Raw genomic sequence first — 19,906 nt, forward strand, 5'->3', positions numbered from 1 at the left:
TCCGGAGCAACTTTTCAAACTTACCCGATCCCCCACCCCGAAGCAAATCCATCTTTCAGGACCCACATCGAAGAGAAGACCGCCCCAACCGATTTCCAGCGCCCTAAAGAGCAACCAGAATCTGGCCTTGAAGTGGGGGTTTTGGCCACCCGGTGAACAGTTCTTCACTGTCTCCCCCGCGGCGACTTAGAAAACAATACACGCCCACCCGGCCCACCGCAAACCGGCCCTCACAGAGCCGGAAATCCCCGGTATTCCGCGGCGAAACGCGGGGTGAGGCGCCGACGCAACCTCCCGGCGTCGCAATTCTGCCGATGTGTGCTGCCGCACAGGTTTCGACAAGCTGAATCACCGACCACGTGCGGGTTAACGCCGAAGGGCCGGCAACCCTAAGGTTGCCGGCCCTTCTCAAGCAGCTGGAATCAGCGGTGCTGAATTACCAGGAAGACTTGGTGATGCCCGGGAGTTCGCCCTTGTGTGCCATGTCGCGGAAACGGACACGGGAGATGCCGAACTTCTGGAAGGTGCCACGGGGGCGGCCGTCGATGATGTCGCGGTTACGCAGACGGATCGGGGACGCGTTGCGGGGCAGCTTCTGCAGGCCCAGGCGGGCTGCTTCACGTGCTTCGTCGGTTGCGTTCAGGTCAACCAGGGTCTTCTTCAGTTCGAGGCGCTTGGCAGCGTAACGCTCAACGATGACCTTGCGCTGCTCGTTGCGAGCAATCTTGGACTTCTTAGCCATGTTTAGCGCTCCTCTCGGAATTCGACGTGCTGGCGGATCTTGGGGTCGTACTTCTTCAGGACCATGCGGTCCGGGTCGTTACGACGGTTCTTGCGGGTTACGTAGGTGTAACCCGTGCCCGCGGTCGACTTGAGCTTGATGATCGGACGTACGTCCTTGTCCTTAGCCACTAGAGCTTCACCCCACGAGCCAGAATGTCGGCGACGACTGCGTCGATGCCGCGCACGTCGATGGTCTTGATGCCACGTGCAGAGACCTGCAGCGTGACGTTACGGCGCAGGGACGGAACCCAGTAGCGCTTCTTCTGGATGTTCGGATCGAACCGACGCTTGTTGCGGCGGTGCGAGTGCGAAATGCTGTGCCCAAAGCCCGGCTCGGCTCCGGTCACTTGGCAGTGTGCTGCCATGACTTCTCCTCAAGAATTGAAAGTAATGATCCGCATATCTGCTGCTGGACCATGCTGCTAAGGGCGACCCACAGAAAGTACGGGCAACGGTTAGTTACGCAACTTGAGCCCCTAACTACCGGCCACCCTGGAGAAAATTACCGGGCAACCGGAGCAATTGCGCACGCTCCGCGCACTTAGCGCCTACCAAGTCTACGAGTTGACGCAATTAAAGACCAATCGGGTGTATAAGGGTTCGCCGCTTATGGAATGTCACAGCAGCCGCAGGCCCCTTTTCACAGCAGGGACATAGCTTCCCCAAGCATGTTTGATGCATGAACACACAGCTCCTGCCGGCATCACCGGCCGCAAGCAGCTCCGGCCGCCCGGAGCTCTCACCACCGAAGATACCCGCCCGCGGCTGGTTCGCCCGCCAGTATCGCCAGCGCATGCTGCGGACGGACTTCCTGACCGTCATTGCGTGGGCGTCCGTGGCCGCCGCCATCGCCTTGTGGCTGGCCGACGGCGGGGCCAACAACATCGCCTCGCCCGCCTCGCTGTTCACGGCGGCGGGAATCGTGGCCGGCCTGGCGGGCATGGACCTGGTCCTGCTGATGCTGCTCCTGGCCGCGAGGATCCCGTTCATCGACCGCACGATCGGCCACGACCGCGCCCTGGAATTCCACGGCAAACTGGGCAAGCCTTCCCTTTACCTCCTCCTGGCGCACGGACTCCTGCTGGTCATCGGGTACGGCATGGCCGAAGGACTGGACCCGGTCAGTGAATCCGTCAACCTGTGGGTCCAGGTCCCCGATATGTGGCTGGCGTTCGTCTCCATGGCCCTGTTCATCGCCGTCGTGGTGACCTCCCTGGTGGCTGTGCGCCGGCGCTTCCCGTACGAATTTTGGTACGTGGTCCACCTGCTGACCTACGCCGCGGTGGCAACGTCGATTCCGCACCAGTTCAGTGTGGGCGGCCTCTTTACCGCCGGCACCTGGCAGCGCTGGTACTGGCTCGCCATTTGCATCTACACCGGCAGTGCGCTGGTGTACTTCCGGATCCTTGAGCCGGTGCTGGCCACGGCACGGCACCAGCTCACCGTGTCACGGGTGGAGCGGGTGGCCCCGGGTGTGGTGAGCATCGTCATGCGGGGCCGGAAGCTGGACCAGCTGGCAGGGACGGGCGGACGCTTCTTCATCTGGCGCTTCCTGGCTCCGGGCATGTGGTGGCACCCGCACCCGTTCAGCCTGTCCGCGGAGCCCGTGGTCGACGGCCGGGACGGCCAGGGGACGCTGCGGGTCACCGTCCGGAACCTCGGCGACGGCTCCGCCCAGCTGCTCCGGCTGCGCAAAGGCACCAAGGTGGCGCTGGAAGGCCCCTACGGCCTGCTCAGCACGGCAGCCCGAACGAAGAACAAAGTCGTGATGATTGGCGCCGGCATCGGCATCACACCGCTGCGGGCGCTGCTCGAAACCACCCCGTTCGCTCCCGGCGAGGCCACGGTCCTGCTCCGCGGCCACACTGGCCAGGATCTGTACCTGGGGAACGAAATCCTTGACCTCTGCCAGGCGCGCGGGGTCCGGCTCTTCCACCTCACCGGGCCAAGGGGCCATGGCCAGTCCACCTGGCTTCCCGAGGACTCGGTGCGCAACGGCTACAGCCTTAGCTCCTACGTGCCGGACATCCGGGATGCGGACGTCTACGTCTGCGGCCCCGCGGGGTGGGCGGCCAACGTCATAGCGGATGCCGGGAAAGCCGGCGTCCCCGATGAACAGATCCATCACGAAAGGTTTGACTGGTGAAAATACGCGGAACAGTCGCAGCAGCTTTGGCCTCCGCCGGGATCCTCCTGGTGGGCTGGCAGACGGGCACGCAGGCCGGCGCCATCAGTACCGTCGCTTCGAGTACGACGGCGACCGGCACCACGGGTGCAACAGGCACGGGGTCCACGGGGACGGGTTCGTCCGGGTCGGCCGGGTCCTCCAGCTCATCGGGCACCGCAGGGTCTTCCGGCTCCGCAAGCTCCTCCGGGTCCTCCGGTTCGTCGGGTTCCACGGGCTCCGGCACCTACAAGGGCAACACCGTCCAGACCCGGTTCGGCCCCGTCCAGGTCCAGATCACGGTGGCGAACGGAAAGATCACCGATGTCACGGCCCTGCAGCTGACCAATACGGACGGCAAATCCATCCAGATCAGCAACCGCGCGGCGCCCTTGCTGCGCAGCAAGGTCCTGGCGGCGCAGTCTGCCAATGTCCAGACCGTCAGCGGCGCCACCATCACCAGCGATGCCTACCTCACCTCACTCCAGGCAGCCATCGATGCAGCGAACCTCTGACTCCCTGCCCGCCACGGCGGGCACCAGCCTGAAGGCCCGCACTTTTAAGTGCATGGGAACGGTCATCGGACTGACGATGCCCGTCGGCGGCCCTGCGGAAGGGCAGCCGGGGCTCGATGAGATCGCTGCCGCCACCGCCGTCGTCGAACGCCTGTTCCGCGACCTTGACGAGACCTTCAGCCTGTACCGCCCTGACTCGGAAGCCAGCAGGCTGGTGCGTGGGGAACTGACGCTGCCACACGCTTCAGCGCAGATGCGCGAAGCATACGCCGAGGCGCATGAGTGGCGGCTGCGCACCGAGGGGGCGTTCACACCCGAAAGGCCGGACGGGGTGCTGGACCTTTCCGGCATCATCAAGGGCCATGCCATCCGTGAGGCAGGAACAACACTCCTGGCCCTGGGCCGCCGGGACTGGTGCCTGAACGCCGGCGGAGATGTCCTGGTCAGCGGGTCGCCACGTCCGGGCAGCGCCGAACCCTGGAAAGCCGGCGTTGTGGATCCCGCGGACCGCCAAACCCTTATCACCGGATATGCGCTCGGCGGCACCAACCGCCACCACGCCATCGCCACCTCAGGATCCGCCGAACGCGGGGAACACATCTGGCGGGTAGGAAGCGGCGCTCATACCGACGGGTTTGTCCAGGTCACCGTTGCTGCCGCCGACATCGTCACCGCCGACGTCCTGGCCACGACCATCGTTGCCGGCGGGACACGGATGCTGGACCAGGTTGCGGACCAATGGGATGTGGCCGTACTGGCCATCCGCGCGGACGGCTCCATGCTGGCTACGCCGGCGTTCCAGACAGAGTAGGGCGCCTAGATCCGCGTGAATTGCGCGTACTTGGGCTGCAGGTTATCCCCGGAAGACTTGCCGGTGACGCGGCGGACCACCCACGGCGCGGCGTACTCCCGGAACCACTGGGCATTAGCGCGGATGGCGTCTGCCCCGCTCAGTTCCGGCACCGGCGTCATGGGCGGAACGTCGATGGAGTGGTCATATTTGAGGACCTCGAGCACGCGCTTGGCCATGTTCGCGTGCCCGGCGGCGGACATATGCATCCGGTCGTGGGCCCACATGCCCCAGTCGTAATATTCACTGAAGCGCCAGTAGTCCACCAGCAGGGCGCCGTGGTCCCCGGCGATCCCCCTGACCAGTTCGTTGTAGATGGCGGTGCGGCCGCGCATGGTGCTGAACACCTTCGACCCCCGGGCGTCAAAACCCGTGAACATCACCACGGTGGCGCCGGTGGCAGCGAGTTTCCCCACGGCGTCGTTGTACTCCACCAGCAGGTCATCGATGTCCACTCTCGGGCGGAGGATGTCATTGGCACCGGCGTAGATACTCACCAGGGTGGGATTAAGCGCGACGGCGGCGTCCACCTGTTCAGCCATGATCTGGCGGAGTTTCCTGCCGCGGATGGCCAGGTTTGCGTAGCCGAAATTGGGGTCGGCGGCACCGAGCTGCTCGGCCACGCGGTCTGCCCAGCCCCGGACTCCGTTGGGGCGGCCCGGGTCATCGTCGCCCACGCCTTCCGTGAAGGAGTCGCCGAGGGCCACGAACCGGGAAGTGAAATCCATGCGGTTAGTTTGCCACCCGTTGCCGGGAGCAACCAATCGGCGGGATGTTCCCGGGTCAGCCCTGGGTTTCGCGGAGGATCCAGTGGTCAGAGTCCAGGCGGCCCACCACTTTTTCACCGATCCGGGCCAGGTCCAGGACATCCTGCTCGGTCAGCGCATCGAGGAACAGGTCACGGACGTCCTCCACGTGGGCCGGGGCCAGCCCGACAATGGTGGCCATGCCTTCCTCGGTGAGATGCGCGGTGGTGACGCGGGCATCGTGGGGGTGCGGGCGGCGCTCCACCCAGCCGCGCTTCTGCAGCTTGGTCACCACGTGTGAGAGCCGGGACAGGGAGGCGCTGGTGCGGGCGGCGAGTTCGCTCATGGGCAGGAACCGCTCCTCGGCTTCGGACAGCATGGCCAGGACCGTGTAGTCGAAGAGGGACAGTTTTCCTGCCGCGTGCAGCTTGGTGTCCAGGGCCGCGGGCAGCAGCGTATTGATGCTTACCAGCGCCAGCCAGGCGCGGCGTTCGTCAGCGTTGAGCCAGCGGGGATCGGTCATGGTCACCATTCTACGATTGATCCTTCAAGTAGCTGGTGCGGCGCCGGTAGGCTTGCCCCATGTATGTTGTCTCCCTCACCTACCGCGTGCCCCAGGAGATCGTCGATTTCCACAACGACGCGCACATCGGCTGGCTGCAAAAGGCCTTTGACGACGGCGTGTTTATCGCCGCCGGCCGCAAGATCCCGCGCACCGGTGGCCTGCTCCTGTCGCAGGCTGACCGGGAAACCCTCGATGCAAGCCGGGCCCGGGATCCGTTCTACACCAACGGGGTTGCCGACTTCGAAGTCATGGAGTTCCACGCCGGCAGGGTAGCCCCGGGGTACGAGATCCTGCTGGACACCCCGCCCCAGCCCGCACCCTAAGGCGGGCTGCTTCCCGAAGGTATGCTGCCGGCGTCGGACGTTCCGGCGGCGAGCTTCTTCAACCCGCCCTTCCGGGGGACCTTGACCGGTTGTGGCCAGCGCGGGGTGAGGGTATCCCCCAGTGTGACGCCCCGGAGCTTGCGGCCGAAGAGCGGCAGGACCCAGTCGTGGACCCAGCGCCGCTGGCGCCGCTCCCACTCACGCAGGCTGGGCCGGGCGGGTGGTTCCCAGTCCTTGGGCTTGATCTTGTGCGGCACGCCCAGCTGGTCCAGCACCTGCCCGGCCAGGTATTTGTGCCCCGCCTTGGACATGTGGAGCCGGTCCGAGTCCCACATCCGCCGGTCGTGGAAGGCATCCAGGCACCAGTAGTCCACCAGCACGGCCCCGTATTTACCCGCGATGTCCCGGACCCGCTCGTTGTAATAGGTGTTGCGCTTCTTCAGGGGCTCCAGCAGGGCGGAGACCTTGACGTCGAAGCCGGTGAAGAGGACCACCGTGGCCCCGGTGCCTGCCAGCGCTGCCACCAGCTGCTCATAGTCCGCCATGAGCGCGGGCATGTCAGTCTTAAGGTCCAGGATGTCGTTGCCGCCGGCGTAGAGCGTGACGAGCGTTGGCCGCATCCCCAGCGCCGGTTCCAGCTGCTCGTCGACGATGTGCCGCAGCCGTTTGCTCCTGATGGCCAGGTTGGCGTATCTCCAGCCTGGCTGCGCCTTCGCCAGTTTCTCGGCCACCCGGTCGGCCCACCCCCGCACCCCGTTGGGCAGCCGCTCGTCCCGGTCGCCCACCCCTTCGGTAAAGGAGTCCCCGAGGGCAACAAACACCCGCCGCCCGGAGTCAGGAAGCAGGGGATCAGAGGGCACAACGCCACCGTAGAACGAAGAAAAAGAGCGCAGGGAAACCAAAGGTGAAGCCAAGGTGACGTACGCAGCAAGCCGGAGCCGGCGGCTTGCGTAGGAGCGCATCGCCGACTGGAGCGCAGTGAAGGCCGCCCGCGGCCGTAATGGAGCGGAAGGAGGTGTCTAAGCGACGGCAAGCCGGCGGTTGCGGCGTAGCCAGCAACCCAAAAGGCCTAGCCTTCGGCTTTGCCCTGCCGCCAGTACCCCATGAACGCCACCTGCTTCCGGTCGATCCCCACGTCGCGGACCAGGTAGCGCCGCAGTTCCTTGATGACCCCCGCTTCGCCCGCCATCCAGGCGTAGAAGGGCAGCGCACCGGCGGGCAGGTGCGGGTTCCTGGAGCCGCTGATGACGGAGGATTCCAGGCGCCCGGGCGTCTCCCACAGGATGTCTTCATCCACGTTGACGTCATCCGGCTCAGGCCCGGCGGCCCCGTCGTCCGCCGTGATGCCCACCCAGGCGGGCACGGGGACGGCTTTGCGCACGGCTTCCTGCAGCAGCTGCCCGTGCGGCCGGGACCGTCCGATGGCGGCGCCGCGGGCCAGCCACGTGATTTCGATGTCCGCCGGGGAGCTGAGTTCCAGGAAGTCGCCGGCCTGCGGGACTTCCAGGAGAGCATGTCCGCTCATATAGGGCGGGAGGGTTTCGAGGATCGCGGAGATTGCGGGGACGGCGGTTTCGTCGCCGGCGAGCAGGACGCGCTGGGCCATGCCGGGGCGCCACTCGATACCAGAGTAGGTTTCGGCGGTGACGCAATGCGCGGCGCGGTTGTTCGGGCCGATGATGGTGAGCGGGTCGCCGGGTTTGGCCTTGGATGCCCAGTCCGCGGCCGGCCCGGCATTTCCGTGGCCGTCGGCGTGCATGACGAAGTCGACGTCGATCTCGGGGTACACCGCATCCAGCCGCACCTCCCGGACCGTATAGGTGCGCATGGAGCCGCGCACGTCCGGGTCCATGGCCAGCCAGTCCCGGTACCAGCCGGCGTGGGCGGTGTCGAAGGCGGGAACCGGCAGGACTGACCCGTCCGAAGCCTGCGATGGAATGACCAGCTTCACCCGTAGGTCCAGCGTGGGGCCGTGGACCCCGAACTCACGCAGCGCGTAGCCGCCGAAAGTGATCCTGCGGAACGTGGGGCTGAGCTGCTGGACCGCGGACACGGCCACCTCGAAGGCAAGGCTCATCGGCTCGGTGGCGGCGCTTTTCCGGGTTTTCATGAAACGAGCTCCAGTTCGGTGGTTGTGGCGTGGTGCCGGCCGATGGGAAGGATCAGCGGGGTACCGGAGACGGGATCCGGGATGACGCGGCTTTCCAGGCCGAAGACGTCTTTGACCAGGTCTTCCGTCACCACGTCCTGCGGGGAGCCCAGGGCTGCCACGGCGCCGCCCTTCATGGCAATGACGTGGTCCGCGTAGCGGGCGGCCAGGTTGAGGTCGTGCAGGACGATGGCCACGGTGGTGCCGCGCGTACGGTTCAGGTCCATCACCAGGTCCAGGACCTCCACCTGGTGGGCCAGGTCGAGGTAGGTGGTGGGTTCGTCCAGCAGCAGGACGTCGGTTTCCTGGGCAAGGGCCATGGCGATCCAGGCCCGCTGCCGCTGGCCGCCGGACAGTTCGTCCACGTCCCGCCCGGCGAGCTCCAGCGTTCCGGTGGCCTCCAGCGCGCGCTGCACCGCGGCGTCGTCCTTGTCACTCCAGCTGCGGAAGAAGCCCTGGTGCGGGTAGCGTCCCCGCCCCACCAGGTCCCGGACGGTGATCCCGTCCGGGGCGCTGGGGTGCTGGGGAAGCAGGCCCAGGGTGCGGGCCAGTTCGCGTGCCGGGCGGGAATGGATGTCCTTGCCGTCCAGGGTCACGGCGCCGCCGGCGGGTTTCAGGAGCCGGGACAGGCCGCGGAGCAGGGTCGACTTTCCGCAGGCGTTGGCGCCCACGATCATGGTCACCCTGCCTTCGGGGATCCGGACGCTGAGCCCGTCCACCACGCAGCGCTGGTGGTAGCTGAGGGTCAGGTCCTTGGCTTGGAGAACTGCCACGTCAGGCATCCTTTCGGTTGGCCGTGACCAGGAGCCACAGCAGGAAGGGGGCGCCGAGCGCGCCGGTGACCACGCCCACCGGCAGCACGGTGCCGCCCAGGAGCAAGGGGGCCAGGTTGGCGGCGAAGTAGTCGGCCACCAGGACAATCAGGGCGCCCACCAGGGCCGACGCCGGCAGGCTGGCTTGGCCGGTGAAGCGGCGGGCGATGGGACCGGCCAGGAAGGCGACGAACGAGACCGGTCCGGCAGCCGCCGTCGCCACTGCTGCCAGCGATACCGCGACGACCACCAGTGCCAGGCGCGCGGTGTTGACCCGGACGCCCAGGCCGGCGGCTGCGTCATCCCCCAGTTCCATGATGCGCAGCGGCCCGGCGATAAGCCTGGTGGCGGGAACCAGGGCGGCGAGCGCGAGGAAGAGGATGCCGGCGCGGTCCCAGTTGGCGGAGTTCAGGGATCCGTTCAGCCAGACCAGGGCGTCGGCGGCGGTGCGGATATCGGCCCGGGTCATCAGGAAGCTGACCACGGCCTGGAGGGCGGCCGCGGTCCCCACACCGGCCAGGACCAGCCTGTTTCCGGCAGCGGTTCCCCTGCCGGTTCGGCGGGCGCCGCGGGAGATCGCGTAAATCAGGGCTGCCACGGCCAGGGCGCCCGCCAGCGCCGCCGCGGACACAGCGGCACCGGATACGCCGAAAACAACGATCGCAACAACCGCCGCCGCACTGGCCCCCGAGCTGATGCCGATGACGTCGGGGCTGGCGAGGGGGTTCCGCAGCATGGTCTGGAACAGGGCGCCGGCCAGGCCGAACGCGATCCCGGTCAGGGTGCCGATGAACGCGCGGGGAAGTTTGTTCTCCATCACGATGAAGCTGGCTCCCGGAATCTTCGCGCCGCCGGTGAGGTGGTTGAAGACGATGGTGAAGAAATCCGGGATGGTCACCGTGTAGCTGCCCAGCAGGACGGACGCGAAGAACAGGAGCGCGACGGCGGCAGCCAGCACCGCGGTCCGGTGCAGCGGCCCCCGTCCCCCACGTTGCTCCAGCACTTTTGGTCCTTTCGGACCGGTTTTGGCAGCCGGATCTGATAGCGCAACGCCGGTCACAGGCCTGCCCCTTTCCCGCGGCGGACCAGCCATACGAACACGGGCGCGCCGATCAGGGCGGTCATGATGCCCGCCGGGATCTCACCGGGAAGCAGCACCACCCGGCCAACGATGTCCGCGCCCAGCAGCAGCGCCGGGGCGGCCACCAGGGACAACGGCAGGATCCAGCGGTAGTCCGGGCCGGTGAGGAAGCGCACGGCGTGCGGGATCACCAGGCCGACGAAGCCGATGGGACCTGCCAGCGCGGTGGCCGTGCCGCACAGCAGGACCACCCCCAGGGCCACCACGGCGCGGGACAGCCCCACCCGTTGGCCCAACCCGCGGGCAACGTCGTCCCCCAGGGCAAAGCTGTTGAGGGTCCGCCCTGCCAGCAGCACAACCAGCGCACCGGCCGCCAGGAACGGCAAACCCGGCAGGAGTACCGGCCAGTCACGGCCCGCGATGCCGCCCACCTGCCAGAAGCGGAACCGGTCAAGGGTGTCCTGGCTGGAGACCAGGATGACGTTCATGAGCGATGACAGCCCGGCGCTCAATGCTGCTCCCGCCAGCGCGAGCTTCACCGGCGTTGCGCCCTCCCGGCCCAGCGAGGCGATGAGGTACACCACGACGGCGGCCGCGGCGCCCCCGGCGAACGCGAACCAGATGTAGCCGGTGAAGGTGGTGACGCCGAACAGGTAGATTCCGGCCACTACCGCCAGGGCAGCCCCGGCGTTGACACCGATGATGCCGGGGTCGGCCAGGGGATTGCGGGCAACACCCTGCATCGCCGCACCGGCAAGGCCCAGCGCACCGCCGGCCAGCAGGCCCAGGACGGTCCGCGGGATACGGGCGTGCACCACGGCATGGTCCCCGTTTGCGGGATCGAACGCTGTGAGCGCCTGCCACACGGTGCCGAGGGGAACGTCACGGGCGCCCACGGCCAGCGATGTGCCGGCCAGGAGCACCAGCACGACGACGGCGGTCGGCAGCCAGGCGGCAGGTTTCCTTCCCCGAGCATCACCCCGGAGGGTGCCCGGGGCTGCCGTTGCCGGCACCTGGGTGCCATTGTCCGCTGCCGGAGGCGCCGTCGTCGTACTCATGGAGGTGCGCCTACTTCACTGCATCCGCTGCTGTGGCCAGCTGCGGGAGGAACGTGTCCAGGGACCACGGCAGGCTCAGGGGTGATGAGGCCGAGATGGACAGGGTCAGCGTGTTGTCGGAATCGGCTACCAGGGCACCATTCTTGATGGCCGGGATCTGGCCGAGGAGCGGGTCAGCCTTGATGGCGTCGGTGGTGGAGGCATCCGGAACCCAGGTGACGAAGATGTCCGACTTCAGTTCGTTGGCTTTTTCGGCGGACCACGGAATGTAGAACTCCTTGGAGCCCTTGGAGTTGTCCGCCACCACCAGGGCCAGGGTCATGCCGATCTCGCTGAGGAAGCGGGGGCGGTTGTCGTTGGCGGTGTAGACGTTCACGCCGTCGCCCTTGGCGGGTTCCAGGTTGCCGTAGATGAAGCTCTTGCCTTGGATCTCCGGGTACTGGGCCACCTTGTCCTTGACCGTCGATTCGGTGTCGGAAACCAGTGTGGCCGCTTCGGCGTCCTTGCCCAGGGCCTTGCCGATGGTGGTGGTGGCGTCCTGCCAGGAGGTTCCGTAGGCGACGCCCGGGTGGGCCACCACGGGGGCAATTTCGCTGAGTTTCCTGTAGTCCTCTTCCGTCAGGCCCGAGTAGGCGGCGAGGATGACGTCCGGGCTGAGCTTGGCAATCTCCGTGAAGTTGATCCCGTCCGCTTCCGAGTATTGGGCGGGAGCCTTGGCCGAACCGAAGCCGGCGCCCAGTTTTTCCAGCGCGGCGTCCTTCCAGGGGGTGGAGCCCTTGTCATTGCCGCCCCACTCGTTCCTGGGGACGCCCACCGGAACCACGCCCAGCGCGATGGCGACGTCGTCGTTAACCCAGGAAACGGTGGCAACCCGGGTGGGCTGCTTCTCGATGGTGGTACAGCCGTACACGTGCTCGATGGTGACGGGGAACGCGGTGCTGCTGCTGGAACTGCCGGCATCCGCAACGGTGGTGGCGGGACCTGTGCTGCACGCCGACAGCGTGAGGGCCGCCGCGGCCAGCACTGAGGCAGCCTTTCCGGCTGAGGAAAACAGCGTGCGGCGGGTGGGCACTGGGCCGGGAAAGAGGGGGAACGACACGGGGCTCCTTGAATCGGACTGATCAAAACTTAAGTAAGGCTAACCTATGTAAATCTGCATTACGCAACACTTTTGTCACCTAATCCAGCATCGTGACGAAAACCACATTCTGCGGCCGACCGCTTGGACAGGACCCGCATCCTTTGGCAGGATGGCCCTTGCTGGTCCGGCTTTTGAGACACCGGACGGCTGAACAGGAAAAGGACAACGGGAACGATGCGCACGCAGAGGGCCAATCGGGCCGCCGCTGCCGTGGAGAGCGGGGTGGCCGCTTTGGCCTGCACCGCGGAGACTGACTGACTCCCCCGTTACCCCTGGCCCGGCTCCGGGCCGCCCACCTTCACGAAAGTTTCAGCCATGCAATCAGTCACGTCCCAGCAGATCCGTTCATCCTTCGTCAACGCCAGCCGCTCGGAAGCTGCAAAGCTCACCCTGCCCAAAAACTTCGACTCGCTCGACTGGGACGGCCTGGAGTTCCTGGGCTGGCGGGACGAGAAGATGCCGCTGCGCGGTTACCTCGTGGTCCCGGGGCAAAAGGGCCTCACCGGGATCATGCTCCGGGCACCCGAAGGAGGGGCCAAGAAGAACCGGTCGGTGCTGTGTGAGCTCTGCCGGGATGTGTTGTCCAAGGAGGACGTGCTGTTGTGGGTCGCCAAGCGGGCGGGCCAGTCGGGGCGGAACGGCAATACCGTCGGCACCCTGATCTGCGCCGACTTCGTGTGCTGCGGCAACGTCCGCAGGGAGCCGCCTGTCAATGAGATCAATCCAGATCCCGCCGCCGTGGTGGAACGCCAGATCCAGGGGCTTCAGGACCGCACGGCGCAGTTCCTGGCGCGCGTTCAGGCCAAGTAGGACGTCGGGCGAAGCAGGCAGGCGAAGCCCCGTTCACGGCCGTGAACGGGACTTCCCGGCCTGCCGGTCAGCGGTAGGAGAAGCTCATCAGTACAGCCTTCAACGCCTGGCCTTCGGCGCCCCAGTACCAGGCCTTCGCCGCGTCATCGCTGGCGAACGGCTGCGCGTCGAACAGGACATCCGCGCTCAAGACCCGGCCGCCAAGCAGCACCGGACCTTCCCGCACCTGTCCGTCCGGGGAAACAGGCAATCCAGCCGTGAGTTCCATGCGGTATCTTGGGGCGCCTTCACTGCGGTCCACAAAGAACGACGCATGCGGCGTGGGAACAGAATGGTCCCGGAGGCCCAGGACAGGGTCTGTTTCGATGACGGTCCGGGTGGCAGAGCCGGCGACGACATCGGCGATTTGGCCGTAGTAGATGTTGATGCGGCTGCTTCCTCCGGCATCGTGAACCGTAGCCGTTCCCACATACGGAGTTTTCGACGGCTCGAAAAGCTCCACCGTCCAGTCCGCCGGATGGCTGAAGGACAGCCGGCCATCGGGAAAGGGTGAAAGCTTCCGGCCCTGCGGGAACCGGAGAAGAGGTAGCCGCGGGAACTATTGCCCGGCCCGGATCCGGGGCCACTGTGGAACTGGCGGCGGACGCCGGGGATGAACCGCCATTCGCCGGGGTCCCCTCCGCACAAGCCGCGAGGGAGAGCAGGACGGCAGCAAGCGCCGGCGGTGCACCTTGCAGGACACGCATGGAAGTGCCTTTCAAGAGGACGCCATCGTTCTCTTGGGGAACAGCGCGGACCCAGCATCCCGCAGTACCTATGGGATTTCTTCAGGCGAGGTGTGGTTGGTCATCCCAGAGTGGCACAACGAAAACACCGGCCACCATTGCCCGCACAATAATTCCACCTATTTGTTATATTGCCCGGCTTTCTCAGCGCAGCACGATGTCCACCGGGTTCGCTTCCGACCGCCAGGCGCCTTCCTCCCCCGGCCGGGGACGGATCACCGGCGCTGTGAGGACTCCGGAGCGGTTGGTGCGCCGGTCCCGGAGGATTTCGGTGACCGAGCCCAGGTGGCGGGACAGGTCGATCACGTTCTCCGGAGCCGCGAGCAGCAGCTGGAAGCCGAATTCGTGCAGCGCCTTGATCCCGGCGCCGGCGAACTCCTCCGACGCGAGCACGAAGGCCTCGTCCATCATCACGGTGCCGTAGGTGGTGAAGCCCTGCTCGGCGATGCCCAGCTGGTAGCTCAGTGCCGCGGCCATGATGAAGGCGGTGAACCGCTGCCGCTCGCCACCGGACATCGAACCGGTGTCAGCGTGCATGAACACTTCGGTCTTCTTGCCGCCCCGCGGACCGGTGACTTCCCGGTGCTCCTTGCACTGGATGAAAAGGTGCCCGCGGACGTCCAGTACCTCGGCACGCCAGCGCCGATCCTCGGGTGCCTGGGAACCGAGCCGCTTGACCAGGGTTTCCAGGGACTTGTAGCGGGCGGTGAGCTCGCCGTCGTCGTCCCCTTCGGCGCCGGAGCCCTCCGCCCGGCCGGCCTCCGCCTTCACCGGCCGGGTGTGCCGCGCCTTCAGGGCGTTCTGGATGGCGTCTTTGAACTGCTTGGCCGTGGGCGGCAGCGTCTGCTTGATGTCCAGTTCCAGGTAGCTGCCCTCGTGGAAGTTCACCTGCGAGAGGATGCCGTTCAGGGGCAGGATGCGGCTGGTGATGGAGCGGCGTTCCTCGTCCAGCAGGTGCAGCAGGGTACTGAAGGACTCGTGCGTGCGCTGGTTGAAGAACTGGCGGAACTCCGCCTCCTGCGCGGGCAGGCCGTCGTTAATGATCGCGTGGTAGCGCGCCTCGAACTCGCTCGCGGCGCCGATGCTGGTGCCGTGGTCGGCCGAGATGGCACTCCCCCACTCGCGCACGAAGCCTTCAAAAATGCGGGTTAGCCGCTCGGCCGTCGCCTGTCCCCGCGACTCCGCGGAGTGCAGTTCGCCTAGCAGCGCGGTCCGGACCCGGTTGGCCAGGTTGTCCAGCTCGTGCATTTCCGTGATGTCGCCGAAGTCGGCGAAGTAGGGTTCCAGGGCTTTGACGGTGGCGTCCGACGGCGGTGCCTGGGCCAGGCGGTCGCGCGCGGCTTCCAGCAGGGTATCGGCAGCCGTCAGCTGGCGGTCGAGTGCCTTGTATTCGCTTTGCAGGACGGCGGCGGACTCGGTGCTGGACTGGTGCTTGTGCCGGACTTCCTCGATGCTGGCGCGGAGCGGCTCCAGGTCCGCCTGGGCAGCAAGGGCGTCCTTGAGCCGCTGCTCGATCCGCGCCAGGTCATCGGCGGCGACCGCGGCAGACACTTGTTCCCACGGACGGTCGTCTTCGGCGATCCGGCGCAGGGCGTCAAGCTGCCGGCTCATGCCCTGGTGCGAGTCCTCGCGGCTCTGCGCCAGTTCGGCGGCCTTGGCCACCTCCTGCCGGAGGTCCTCCACCTGCCCGGCCACGAGCTCCAGCTTGGCCGCATTGTCGAAGCCCAGGACGTAATCCTGGCGGCTGGTGAAGCGGTCGTCCTTCTCCACCGTGTGCCGGTTGCGCTTGACCACGCCGCCCAGGCTGAGGCCCTTGTCCAGTGCAGCCAGTTCGTCAGGGTCCTCCACGCAGGGGTATGCGAAATCGAGGGCGATCCGCTCGCGGACCCATTCCCCCGCCTCAGCAGCCGCACCCGAGGCAAGGATGTCCAGCTTGGTGAGCAGGTCGCCGTCGCGTGCGTCCTCCACGGCGAGCGCGCCGCCGGCGAGCGGCTTGGAGACGTCCACGGCCCGCAGCGCGCCGCGGACGTTGTGGTCGTTGAGGTAGCGGGTCACGGCGCCGAAGTGCTCGCCGGGAACCAACAGGGTGGTGGCCAGGTTGCGGAGTGCGCGTTCAGCGGCGGGGCGCCACCGTTCCTCCCCCTCGGCGAGATCCATGAGCTCACCGGCGAAGGGCATGCGGTCCTCGGGGATGCCGGTTGCGGCGGCTATGGCGGCGCGGTTTTCGATGCTCGACGGCGGCAGCAGGGATTTGCGCGTCTTCAGGGAGACGAGTTCCTGCTCAGCCGCGGCCAGCTCGCGTTTCCGGGCAGCGTGCGCATCGAACGCCTCAAACCTGAGCTCCTGCAGGGCCTGCGAGTCGTCCTTCAGCTCGGCCGACCGGGCTGCTGCCTGCTCGTGCGCCTGCTCCCAGCCGGCGCCGCTCCACTCAAGCTGCAGGCCGGCGTCGGCCAGTGCCTGCTGGGCTGCCTCCTCCACCTGCTGGCGGAGCTTCAGGCCAACCCGGGCGTTTTCCAGCGACTGCTCGATCGCGGAGATCGCGTTGCCGCCCTGGTTGTTGTAGTCGGCTTCCAGCTCCCGCAGTTCCTTGGCCAGGCCATCGCGGACCGCACGCTCGGCACCCAGTTCCTTGGCCTTTGACTGCGCCAGCTCACGGAAACGGACCAGCGTCTTCTGGTGCACCGTGACGGCGAGCTGCTGCTTGTACGCGTCGAATTCCCCGCCCACCAGCTCCCGCAGCCGGTTCGCGTCCAGCAGCGACTGCGCGTATTCGCGGTTCAGCCCGGGGACAGGGGCCAGCTGGTCCCGCTGCTGCCGGACATCCTCCAGCCGCTGGCGGATGGACATCAGGTTGCTGAACTCCTCCACCACGTCGTCCGCGGCGGCCAGCGTTGCCGGCGCGTCCAGGACCTGGTCGCGGAAGAAGGTGTTGACGCTGCCGCCAAGCCCCTTTCCCGCCTGGATCACCCGCAGCAGGGGCAGCGCCTGGTCCGAGCTGATCCCCAGCAGCCGCCGGAACCGCTCCGCGAACGCCTTGTGCACGTCAAACACCTGGGCGTGCGGGAAGAGCGTCTCCAGGGCACCCTTGGTGAAGCGCTTGTCCGCGATGCCCTCGAGCGCTTCAAGGTCCAGGGGCACATTGTCGATCAGGTAGAACCGGCCCACGCTGGACTCGGTGCCGTTCTTCGGCAGGTCGAACAGCGCCGAGACCGTCACCCGGGTGCCGGCGGCGTTGTCGAACGTCAGGGCGACGGCGGACCAGGTGGCACCCGGGCGCTGGAAAGCACTCGCCGAGCCCTCGCCCACGGCCTTGTCCCCCACCTTGCCGCGCATGTACGTGAACGTGGTCCGCTTGTCCTCCACGGCACCCGAGCGCTGCGCAGCGGCCTCATTCGACCTCGGCCGGGCATCGAACACCCGCAGCATTGCATCGAATAGCGTGGACTTGCCCACGCCGGAGTTACCCGTCAGCAGGGTTCCGTTCCGGTCCACGTGCATCGTATGCGCGCCGTGGAACGTCCCCCAGTTGACCACCTGCACCAGCGCCAGGCGCATCTGCCCGGGGTTGGTCACGTCCCCCAACGGAAGCATGCTCGCGATGGTCACTGTCCTGCCTCCTTAGCTGTGGTTGGGAACGGCGACAGCGCTGCCGCCCCCGCCCCTTCGCCGGGCGGCATTGGTCCTGCGGACCATGCGCCCGGCTCCGACAGGCCCGATGCCACTCCCGGGGCGGCAGCGCCGTCGTCGTCATTCTCGTCCCCACCTTGGGCGTCAAACTCCAACAGTGCTTCCGTGCCCGTGGCGTCTGCCGAAGCCGCTACCAAGGCCTCGATGTGGGCCGGGATGTCGCCGATGTTTTCGAACGGCAGGGCCAGGGGCAGGGCGTTGGAGATGGTGTAGACGTCGTCCAGACCGGTGGGGAGCAGGAGTTGCCGGGCCAGGAGCTTGGTGATGGCGCGGGTGACCACGTCCGAGTCGCGCAGGGCGTCCTGCTGCCCGGCGGGCTGGTAATGCGCCACCAGGTCCGTGATCTCCTCACGGGTGATGGTGGGGTCCGTCTGGGCAGTGACGTGCCGGTCCAGCAGCAGGCGCAGCCGGAGCAGCACGATGGTTTCCACCCGGCTGAGGGCGCGCTGCTGGCGCAGGATGCTGGACCGGGTGTTGCCGCCGATCACCTCCGGATCCACGGGGCGCAGGACGGCAATCTTCCGCTCATGGTCCAGCTGCAGGGTCAGGAACAGCTCGGAAAGGCGGCTGCGCAGGATCACCTGGTGGTCCAGCAGCACCGTCCACAGCTTTTCGTCCCGGCCGCCGTCAATGTAAGGACCCTTAAGGAGCTTCACCAGGGCCTGCCGCACCTTCATCGACAGAACGCCCGTGTCGCCGGGGAACAAGGCGGCGCCGTCGACGAAGGTGTCGCGGGGTGAAACAGGTCCGGGGTACCCAGCTCCCGATGCCGCCCCGGCCCCTTCGCCGCGCGGCTGATCTTCGATCAGCCCAGCGCGCGGCTCCGATAGCGGGTCCGGACTTCCCGGTGCTCGCAAGCTCGCATCGGGGCCCTCGTTCGTCCCCTTCGATGCCACTCCCTGGGCGGCATCGGGCGCTGGGGTCGTGTCGTGTGAAACCTCAGTCATCTGAATCCTTTGCGAGCGTGACCACCGGCAGGTAGGCCTTGCGGGTGGAGCCGTCTATTTGTTCGAAGTCCAGTCCGTCCCAGGCGCCGCGGTTGAAGTCCGCCCCGGCGTGGAGGGCTTCCGACAACAGGGCGCGGATGGAGTTGATGTGCTGCTCTTCGGGCGGCAGCTGCTGCCAGGCGTCGGCAAGGGTTGCAGCTCCGGCCATGGCTGCCCGGACCACCGCCGGCTTGGCCTTGCCGGTCCTCGGCGAGCGCACCCGGTCCGAGTCGGTGAAGGCGATGGGATCCGCCAGGCGGGGCGGTGCCGCGAACTCGTCCGGGTCGAACAGCTTCACCATGGACAGGGACTCGAAGCCGGCGTTGTAGAGGACCGGCCCGGGGACCAGCCCGGGGCGTTCCCGCTCGTACGGGAGGGAACGGATGGCCTGCTCCGCTTCGCGCAGGACCTGGCGCAGCCTGACCGACTGGCGGAAGTCGTCGCTTTGGACGTACGTGTTGAGGCTTTCGCTGAGTTTGCCGTAGATGCGCTGAATCTGGCTGTGCTGCTGGCGGAGTTCGGCCACCAGGTTCTTCAGCGTTTCCCGGTCATCGGGTGAGAGGTCGTCGGCGAACTGGCGGCTCAGGACCTCGCCAATCGCGGACCGGAAGCGGAGCTGCTGCTGCGGATCCTCAAGGAAGGCAGTGAAGGACCGGAAGGTCCTGCCTTCGGGGCTCTGGCGCAGCCGTTTATCGGCTTCAAGGACCTGGGCCATGGTGGCACCCTTGGTCAGGGACTCCTCAATGATCTGGTTGCGGAGGCCGCCCACCAGTTCCTCGATCCGGTCACGCATCTTCTTGTAGTCCGCGGGCAGGCTGGCTGCCAGGTCCAGGATGTTTCCCGCGGCCTCCACGGCGTCGTCGTCGTCGAGCAGGCCGTCGAACTCGCCGGTGCTGATGTCCTGGATGAGCTGCTGCCGCTCTTCGATTTCCTCTTCGAGGGCTTCCAGCCGGGCGCTCTGGTCCGGGTTGGTCTCGTTGGCGAGCTTCTCCACGTCCCCCAGAAGGGTGCCCAGGCGGGAACCGTTCAAGGTGGACCGCTCGCTGGAGAGGCTGTCCAGGAAGGCGAGCACGCGGGCTGCCGGCTCAGTTGCCTCGTAGACGATCTGGCCTGACTGGTTCCGGCGGGTCAGGAACTGCCGCCGCGTCCATTCATCGCCAAAGGCCTTGCCGTTGGCCCCTCCACCCAGCCCGGGGTCCTGGCGCCGGAGTTCTTCAAGGAAGGTGTCGACGTCGGCATGGAATTCCTCGAGCGGGACCTGCGGCCGGGTGCGGGTAAAGGATGCCTGGAGCACCGCAATGACCCAGGGCGCCGAACGGGTCAGGGCCCACGCGGGACCCTTGGTGAGGAGTTCGAGGTCCCGGAGCCGGGCGCTGATGGCGTCAGCGGATGACCTGGCGGAGCGGGGCACACACTCTCCTTGGGCTGTTGGCTGCGGACTGTTCCGGGGG

The 19,906-nt window shown here is 67.0% G+C and carries 20 protein-coding genes; 5 read left to right on the top strand and 15 right to left on the bottom strand.

All coding sequences use genetic code 11. The features are described 5' to 3' along the window. Positions 1-436 precede the first annotated feature (436 nt). Genes rpsN through rpmB form a run of 3 tightly spaced genes read right to left on the bottom strand, consistent with a single transcriptional unit; the run spans position 437 to position 1,148 of the window. Positions 437-742, bottom strand: a complete 306-nt coding sequence (gene rpsN / locus ACZ9J7_RS06045; protein WP_141159002.1) for a 30S ribosomal protein S14 — start codon at positions 740-742, stop codon at positions 437-439. A 2-nt stretch (positions 743-744) separates the two neighbouring features. Next, entirely contained in the window at positions 745-912 is a 168-nt protein-coding gene (rpmG, locus tag ACZ9J7_RS06050; protein WP_013602737.1) for a 50S ribosomal protein L33, read from the bottom strand. After that, positions 912-1,148, bottom strand: a complete 237-nt coding sequence (gene rpmB / locus ACZ9J7_RS06055) for a 50S ribosomal protein L28 (RefSeq protein WP_018763944.1) — start codon at positions 1,146-1,148, stop codon at positions 912-914. Before rpmB ends, rpmG begins: the two co-directional genes overlap by 1 nt. Before the next feature lie 314 nt (positions 1,149-1,462). Between rpmB and ACZ9J7_RS06060 the strand changes: the two genes are divergently transcribed. The 3 genes from ACZ9J7_RS06060 to ACZ9J7_RS06070 are packed head-to-tail and all read left to right on the top strand — an operon-like array spanning position 1,463 to position 4,273. Then, positions 1,463-2,929 carry a ferredoxin reductase family protein gene (locus ACZ9J7_RS06060; RefSeq protein WP_476207880.1) on the top strand — a complete coding sequence of 489 codons (1,467 nt, stop codon included), beginning with the start codon at positions 1,463-1,465 and terminating at the stop codon, positions 2,927-2,929. Then, positions 2,926-3,462, top strand: a complete 537-nt coding sequence (locus ACZ9J7_RS06065; protein WP_476207882.1) for an FMN-binding protein — start codon at positions 2,926-2,928, stop codon at positions 3,460-3,462. The genes ACZ9J7_RS06060 and ACZ9J7_RS06065 overlap by 4 nt, the downstream gene beginning before the upstream one ends. Beyond that, positions 3,446-4,273: an FAD:protein FMN transferase gene (locus ACZ9J7_RS06070; RefSeq protein WP_476207884.1), complete on the top strand. Its 828-nt coding sequence runs from the start codon at positions 3,446-3,448 to the stop codon at positions 4,271-4,273. The genes ACZ9J7_RS06065 and ACZ9J7_RS06070 overlap by 17 nt, the downstream gene beginning before the upstream one ends. 5 nt (positions 4,274-4,278) lie before the next feature. Here the strand turns inward: ACZ9J7_RS06070 and ACZ9J7_RS06075 are convergent, their stop codons facing one another. Both ACZ9J7_RS06075 and ACZ9J7_RS06080 read right to left on the bottom strand, forming a co-directional pair. After that, positions 4,279-5,040, bottom strand: a complete 762-nt coding sequence (locus tag ACZ9J7_RS06075; protein WP_476207885.1) for an SGNH/GDSL hydrolase family protein — start codon at positions 5,038-5,040, stop codon at positions 4,279-4,281. A 55-nt stretch (positions 5,041-5,095) separates the two neighbouring features. Further along, positions 5,096-5,581 carry a MarR family winged helix-turn-helix transcriptional regulator gene (locus tag ACZ9J7_RS06080; protein ID WP_476207886.1) on the bottom strand — a complete coding sequence of 162 codons (486 nt, stop codon included), beginning with the start codon at positions 5,579-5,581 and terminating at the stop codon, positions 5,096-5,098. Positions 5,582-5,640: 59 nt separating this feature from the next. On the opposite strand from ACZ9J7_RS06080, the gene ACZ9J7_RS06085 reads away from it, so the two are divergent. Continuing rightward, a complete protein-coding gene (locus tag ACZ9J7_RS06085) occupies positions 5,641-5,946 on the top strand; it encodes a YciI family protein (RefSeq protein ID WP_476207888.1) in 306 nt (101 codons plus the stop codon). Here the strand turns inward: ACZ9J7_RS06085 and ACZ9J7_RS06090 are convergent. From ACZ9J7_RS06090 to ACZ9J7_RS06115, 6 genes are all read right to left on the bottom strand, one after another. Next, the gene (locus ACZ9J7_RS06090) at positions 5,943-6,806 is read right to left on the bottom strand and encodes an SGNH/GDSL hydrolase family protein (RefSeq protein WP_476207890.1); all 864 of its coding nucleotides are present in this window, start codon (positions 6,804-6,806) and stop codon (positions 5,943-5,945) included. The genes ACZ9J7_RS06085 and ACZ9J7_RS06090 overlap by 4 nt on opposite strands. A gap of 209 nt (positions 6,807-7,015) precedes the next feature. After that, positions 7,016-8,056, bottom strand: coding sequence for a siderophore-interacting protein (locus tag ACZ9J7_RS06095; protein ID WP_476207891.1), 1,041 nt, complete (start codon positions 8,054-8,056; stop codon positions 7,016-7,018). Then, positions 8,053-8,868: an ABC transporter ATP-binding protein gene (locus ACZ9J7_RS06100; RefSeq protein ID WP_476207893.1), complete on the bottom strand. Its 816-nt coding sequence runs from the start codon at positions 8,866-8,868 to the stop codon at positions 8,053-8,055. The genes ACZ9J7_RS06095 and ACZ9J7_RS06100 overlap by 4 nt, the downstream gene beginning before the upstream one ends. Before the next feature lies 1 nt (position 8,869). Continuing rightward, positions 8,870-10,000, bottom strand: coding sequence for a FecCD family ABC transporter permease (locus ACZ9J7_RS06105; RefSeq protein WP_476207895.1), 1,131 nt, complete (start codon positions 9,998-10,000; stop codon positions 8,870-8,872). Then, on the bottom strand, positions 9,964-11,046 hold the full coding sequence (locus ACZ9J7_RS06110) for a FecCD family ABC transporter permease (protein ID WP_476207897.1): 1,083 nt from the start codon (positions 11,044-11,046) through the stop codon (positions 9,964-9,966). Before ACZ9J7_RS06110 ends, ACZ9J7_RS06105 begins: the two co-directional genes overlap by 37 nt. A gap of 10 nt (positions 11,047-11,056) precedes the next feature. Beyond that, complete coding sequence (locus ACZ9J7_RS06115) at positions 11,057-12,145, bottom strand: iron-siderophore ABC transporter substrate-binding protein (protein ID WP_476207898.1); 1,089 nt, start codon at positions 12,143-12,145, stop codon at positions 11,057-11,059. Positions 12,146-12,502: 357 nt separating this feature from the next. On the opposite strand from ACZ9J7_RS06115, the gene ACZ9J7_RS06120 reads away from it, so the two are divergent. Continuing rightward, a complete protein-coding gene (locus ACZ9J7_RS06120) occupies positions 12,503-12,997 on the top strand; it encodes an FBP domain-containing protein (RefSeq protein WP_476207900.1) in 495 nt (164 codons plus the stop codon). Between the two features lie 67 nt (positions 12,998-13,064). Here the strand turns inward: ACZ9J7_RS06120 and ACZ9J7_RS06125 are convergent, their stop codons facing one another. The 4 genes from ACZ9J7_RS06125 to ACZ9J7_RS06140 all read right to left on the bottom strand — a co-directional run bounded on the left by ACZ9J7_RS06125 (position 13,065) and on the right by ACZ9J7_RS06140 (position 19,866). Beyond that, positions 13,065-13,466: a hypothetical protein gene (locus tag ACZ9J7_RS06125; RefSeq protein ID WP_476207902.1), complete on the bottom strand. Its 402-nt coding sequence runs from the start codon at positions 13,464-13,466 to the stop codon at positions 13,065-13,067. 460 nt (positions 13,467-13,926) lie between these two features. Next, positions 13,927-17,388: an ATP-binding protein gene (locus ACZ9J7_RS06130; protein ID WP_476207904.1), complete on the bottom strand. Its 3,462-nt coding sequence runs from the start codon at positions 17,386-17,388 to the stop codon at positions 13,927-13,929. Next, a complete protein-coding gene (locus ACZ9J7_RS06135; RefSeq protein ID WP_476207906.1) occupies positions 17,385-18,416 on the bottom strand; it encodes a DUF4194 domain-containing protein in 1,032 nt (343 codons plus the stop codon). The genes ACZ9J7_RS06130 and ACZ9J7_RS06135 overlap by 4 nt, the downstream gene beginning before the upstream one ends. Continuing rightward, entirely contained in the window at positions 18,409-19,866 is a 1,458-nt protein-coding gene (locus ACZ9J7_RS06140) for a DUF3375 family protein (RefSeq protein WP_476207907.1), read from the bottom strand. The genes ACZ9J7_RS06135 and ACZ9J7_RS06140 overlap by 8 nt, the downstream gene beginning before the upstream one ends. Positions 19,867-19,906: the final 40 nt, after the last annotated feature.

It is taken from the genome of Pseudarthrobacter sp. TE9888 (assembly GCF_056279345.1).